Annotated in this window: 4 protein-coding genes; 2 read left to right on the plus strand and 2 right to left on the minus strand. The window is 62.1% G+C overall.

Going from position 1 to position 5,077, the window contains the following annotated elements:
• Positions 1-420: 420 nt before the first annotated feature.
• Positions 421-789: a hypothetical protein gene (locus tag ACZ1IK_RS10985; RefSeq protein ID WP_127435415.1), complete on the plus strand. Its 369-nt coding sequence runs from the start codon at positions 421-423 to the stop codon at positions 787-789.
• 1,205 nt (positions 790-1,994) lie between these two features.
• Here the strand turns inward: ACZ1IK_RS10985 and ACZ1IK_RS10990 are convergent.
• Entirely contained in the window at positions 1,995-2,564 is a 570-nt protein-coding gene (locus ACZ1IK_RS10990; RefSeq protein WP_060973480.1) for a TetR/AcrR family transcriptional regulator, read from the minus strand.
• Positions 2,565-2,581: 17 nt separating this feature from the next.
• Positions 2,582-4,048, minus strand: a complete 1,467-nt coding sequence (locus ACZ1IK_RS10995) for an MFS transporter (protein WP_036316244.1) — start codon at positions 4,046-4,048, stop codon at positions 2,582-2,584.
• Positions 4,049-4,327: 279 nt separating this feature from the next.
• Between ACZ1IK_RS10995 and ACZ1IK_RS11000 the strand changes: the two genes are divergently transcribed.
• Complete coding sequence (locus tag ACZ1IK_RS11000; protein ID WP_060973479.1) at positions 4,328-4,894, plus strand: recombinase family protein; 567 nt, start codon at positions 4,328-4,330, stop codon at positions 4,892-4,894.
• Positions 4,895-5,077: the final 183 nt, after the last annotated feature.

The following is a 5,077-nucleotide window of genomic DNA, read 5'->3' on the forward strand; positions in this document are numbered from 1 at the left end:
CCGGAGAAGACCGCTTCCCGCTGGGATACCCCACCACATACTTCATCCTCCAGGTCAGCTAAGCCCGACCCCGGCGGGGAACGTCCACCTCCCCTCCTGTTGCTGCCACCGCATGACAGGGGGCCTCGCCTGCAACTTGTGTGATGTACAGCACGCAGATAGGCTTCGATGCGTCAGATGACAAGCTGAATATTGGAGGGGATTATTTTCGATCGACGTCAAGCCATGCGTGGTCTTTCGGGAGCGTTGGTTTCTGGGGGTCTGATTGCAGTCGCTGCGCCGACTTTGGCGGGCGCCGGGCAGCCGATTGGACGGCCGCCTCATGCTGGGCGACGGCCGCCTCAGTCGGCGTGGCGCAAGCCGCAGTCCTCCTACACGGAAGATGAGCAGCTCGACATGATTCTGAGGGCGCTGGATTCGATGCCTGAAGAGCTTAAGCGAGCTGATCCTCACACATACCCGGGATACAGCGAGAAAATCGCGCCTTACCTTGAAGGCCTCACGACAATTCAGACTCCAGTGGATTCATCTGGCGACGCTGAGGCAAGTCCAGCGTTTAATGTTTTTGGATGCTCGCTGGCGCTTGGCAATTTCGTCGTTCAGTTCGGGTTCCCCGTATTCAAGATCATTGCTTGGATTAAGAAGGCGCGGAGCCTTTGGGGCGGAGTTAGCGGCATTTGGCGTGCAATTCGTTCCGGTCAGGCTGCCGCTGAGATCGGTGAGGATGCCGTGAATGTTCTCTCCGAACTCCTGGGGGTTCCCGGGCTTGTGGAGGCTTGCCTGAGCTGATGTCAGGGCTAATCCCAAACAGGGGGAGGGGTTCCTTTCCGAAGGAAGGGGGCCCCTCCCATGTCGTTCCTATTTCCTTGGCCGTAGGGGGACACTTGTCTACTGCGGCGCTACTGTCCCCGGTGGTCTGGTTGTTTTGGTGGCTGTTGAGCAAGCTCCTCTCCAGCCCTTTGAGCGGATCTCTTTCCCTTGCCCTCACTGCTGCTGCTGTAGTGGTTAGTTCTATTGTCGTGACTTTGTGTGAGCGGCCCTTTACTGTTTCTGCTGGTCACTCAGACCCAGGCGGGTGGGGCTATGCAATTTGGGGGTTCGTTATTCCCCCACTTGTGGGGGCAATGGTGGGGTGGTTCGTTTCTCCGGGTCACGCTGCGTGCGGAGCTATCGCGATGTTCACAGTCTTTGGGACTGAAGCATTGTTATTAAAGACGTGGCGGCCCGGTATGAGTGATGAGGAAATTCGGCAAGCTTGGAGCAAGACCAAGAAAATGACGGAGGAAATGGCCGCTGAAGATCGAATCGAGAGGGGATGGCTGACGCCGCCCAGGAAGTGGAATGATCAGTAGGTTCAGTGTGTCCCATGCCCATTTTGACAGCGATGTCAGCGCTATAACCGCACCACCGCGCTACCGCAGCACCGCACGGGTGAATGCGGTACTGCGGTACTGCGTTAGTTGCACTACTTCCCCGGTCTGACCACGGGTGATGTGTGCTGGGCGCTGCCGATGGGTCGCGCGTGGACCGGGCGGAAGTGAAATCCCCTTGCCCCCTATTGACCAAGACAAGGGCGGGGTGACCATACCCGGACAGGAGAACAGGCGGCTCACTCACCGTCGCGGCCCTCGAAGAAGAACACCGCGACGGGTCTCACCCTACGGAGAAGAACCGGCCCGGACCACGGGTATCCACAGGGCGTGGGCCGTTCAGGGCTGGCCGGTCTCGGTGGTGTTGAGGGCCTTGTAGATCGTGGTCCGGGAGACTCCGAACGCGCGGGTCACCACGGCCTGGACCGCGGCGGTCTTCTCCTGGTCTAGCTTTGTCACAGGCTGACCCCGTCCAGGCGGGTATACCCACTAGGCGCATGTGTCAGAGCCAGTTGGGTGCTGCTGGACAGAGGTGCCAGGGTGCGATCTTGCTTGACAGGGTTGCCCATCATCGCGCTCGACGGATTCGTCGATCCGGCCTTCTCCAACCGCGCGCTGGCTCGCTTACCCGTTGGGCTTGGCCTCGGATTCATGGACGTCATTCTGGAGTAGCGCGATGATCTGCTTTGCGGTTTCACTCCGGTGGTCCTGTGAGATGGGCCTGCTTCCGATCAGGTCGTTGACCCAGAGCCCGTCAGCAGCGAGCAGGGCGAGCGAGGTCATCTGGTCGCGCTCAGCTTCGTCTCGTTCGCTACGTCCGGTCCATCGGTCGATGAGGTCTTCCCAGATCGCCTTGTGCTGGGTGTGCTGGCTGTCGAGAATCATCTGGAACTCGGCGCGGGAGGCGGCTGTCGAACAAGTGAGTATGTAGGCGGTCAGGCGCTCCATCGGCGTTGCCTCAGCGGTCGGCTTTCCACAGGCGATCTCTAACTGCCGCTCCCAGCGATCAGCGAGTCTCTGGTGGATCGCAGCGATCAAGTCGTCTCGTGACGGGAAGTGGTAGATGATCCCGGCCCTGGTGATCCCTGCAGCGGCCGCGACAGAGTCAAACGTGACTGCTGTGATCCCGTCTTCCTCGATCACTTGGATCGCGGCGTCGAGGATCATGGTCTTCTTGCTCTCACGCACCATCATGCGCCCCTCCGATTGGTTCAGTGGTTTTCGGCGTACTCCATTGCCTCGCTGCCGCGCCCGTAAGCGCGGAGCAGCCGATTGGTCAGAGCGGCTCCACTAGCCAGCATGACAGCGAGGACGATCATCGTGACCAAATAGGCCGTGTCGTAGGCGGAGGTGGCGGCTGCGATCACGTCGAGATCTCCGTCGGCGATCCCGAGGGCATCGGCAATGCTCTCCCCCGCTGCGGCGGGAGTGCCATCCGGGAGTCGGACGACTGTGGCGTAGACGAAGGTCAGGAGGCTCCCGAGGAGTGCTACAGCCGAGAGGGAGCCCATCTCATAGGAGACTTCTTCGATCGAGGCCGCCATGCCGGCCTTTCGCGGAGGCGCGTTGCCCATAATGGCGGCGGAAGCGACGGCGAAGGTGCCGCCCAGGCCGAAGCCGGTCACGATGAAGCTGACGACCAGCAGGGGTAGTGATCCGTTCGCAGAGGCCAGCACGGCGAGAGCTAGTCCTAGGGCGGCGATGGCGAGGCTGCCGGAGATAATGATCCGCAGGCCCACGATGTGCAGGATCGCGGCCCCTAGGACACCTGAGGGCAGGGCGCCAAGCGCGATGGCTGCGACTAGCAGGCCTGCTTGCAGGGGGGTGAAGCCCTCGACGAGCTGGAAGCGCTGTGTGGTCGCGAGCTGGGCGCCAGCGATGGTGAACATCGCGAAGAAGGCTGCCAGAGAGCCGCCAGCGAAGGCGCGGTTGCGGAAGATGGAGAACTCGATGAGTGGTTCTTCCAATCGGCCCTGGCGTCGCACGAAGAGGACGAACCCGATGACTGCTGACGCCAGCGCCCCTGCGATCAGAACCCAGTTCTGTGGAATATGGGCCAGTTCCTTGATGACGAGCACGGTGCCCACCAGCCCGACCATCGCATAGAGGGATGAGACGAGATCCCACTTCTTCGACGGATCGGGATGGTTGTGCGGCGCGATGATTGCGGTCGCCACAAGTGCGATGGCAACAACGGGGACATTGATGAGGAAAACAGATCCCCACCAGAACCGTTCGAGAAGGGCGCCGCCGAGAATGGGTCCGAGCGCTGCCCCCGCGATCGACAGGCTCCCCCAGATGGCGATGGCGATGTTGCGCTCACGAGGATCGTCGAACGCGAGGCGGATCAGAGCAAGCGTGGCGGGCATCATCGCTGCGGCCCCCACAGCGAGGAGTGCCCTGGCGCCGATCAGGAAGGCAGGGTTGGGCGAGAATGCCGCTGCCAGTGATGCGGCACCGAAGATCCACAGGCCGACGACGAACATTCGGCGGTGGCCGATGCGATCGCCCAGTGTGCCTGCTCCCAAGAGGAGGCCAGCCATGACCAGGGGGTAGGCGTTGATGATCCACAGTGTCGAGGATCCGGACGCGCCGAGGTCTGCGGTCAACGTAGGCAAGGCGGTGTAGAGGATCGAATTGTCGAGGGTGATGAGTAGCAGGCCGGCCCCCACGGTCATGAGCAGCCACCACCGCCGCGGCGATGATCCAACGTCGTTCACTGTTGTACCCCTGTCCTCTGCCTGTAGTCGCATCAACGAAACTATACTAACAGGTTAGTAAAGTAAACGTCAACGCTCCGACAGAGGGATGCCTCACAATCCAGCTGGGTGTTCATTGCCCCATCCCGGCGTCAAGCCGGGTATACCCCTTTACACACCCTGCCCGGTCACGAGACCATCACGTCAGAGACGGTCCCAATCGGGCCCGTTGGACACAAGCGTCGGAGGGTCTTAAACGTGGTTGGACAGACTGTGGCCTACGTGCGGGTGAGCTCAGCGGAGCAGAACCTGGATCGTCAGCTCGAGGCGGTGGGGGAGCGCGACCGGATCTTCCAGGACAAGATCAGCGGCAGCTCGAGGGCCAAGCGCACGGGGTTGGCGGAGCTGATGGCCTACGTGCGGGAGGGGGACCTGGTGAAGGTCGCCTCGATGGATCGGCTCGGCCGGGACACGCGGGACCTGTACGCGATCGTGGACGAGCTCACCGGCAAGGGGTGTGCGGTGCAGTTCGTGTCCGAGCGGATCACCGTGGACAAGTCCGGCACCTCTCCGGTGGACGGGCTGATGCTGGGCATCCTGGCGGCGTTCGCTGAGTTCGAGCGCCGGCGGATCAAGGAGCGTCAGGCCGAAGGCATCGCCCTGGCCAAGGCCCGCGGCAAGTACGTGCAGGCCCCGAAGCTTTCGGACACCGACGTGGAGCAGGCGCGCGTGATGATCGACATGGGGATCCCGAAGGCCGAGGTGGCGCGCGCGTTCGGTGTGAGCCGGCAGACCCTATACACCTCGTTGCGCCGGCCAGCCTAAGACTGAGCCTTATCCTCGGCCGCCTACGTCTCCGGGGTTTCTGCGTCAGCACGCGGGTGGGGCCTTGTACGGGGATCGAGCGTCTTGGGCTGAGTGATGGCACGCGCGGCCGACGAGCGTTGTGTTCCGCGGTTGCCCCGGAGTGGTTCGGGACAACGGCGCGAGCATACTTGCTATCAGGGG

Source organism: Micrococcus sp. CS26 (genome assembly GCF_055522295.1).

Coding starts and splice junctions, on each gene's coding strand:
- ACZ1IK_RS10985 (WP_127435415.1), top strand. CDS start 421: ATGCCTGAAGAGCTTAAGCGAGCTGATCCTCACACATACCCGGGATAC.
- ACZ1IK_RS10990 (WP_060973480.1), bottom strand. CDS start 2,564: ATGATGGTGCGTGAGAGCAAGAAGACCATGATCCTCGACGCCGCGATC.
- ACZ1IK_RS10995 (WP_036316244.1), bottom strand. CDS start 4,048: ATGACCGTGGGGGCCGGCCTGCTACTCATCACCCTCGACAATTCGATC.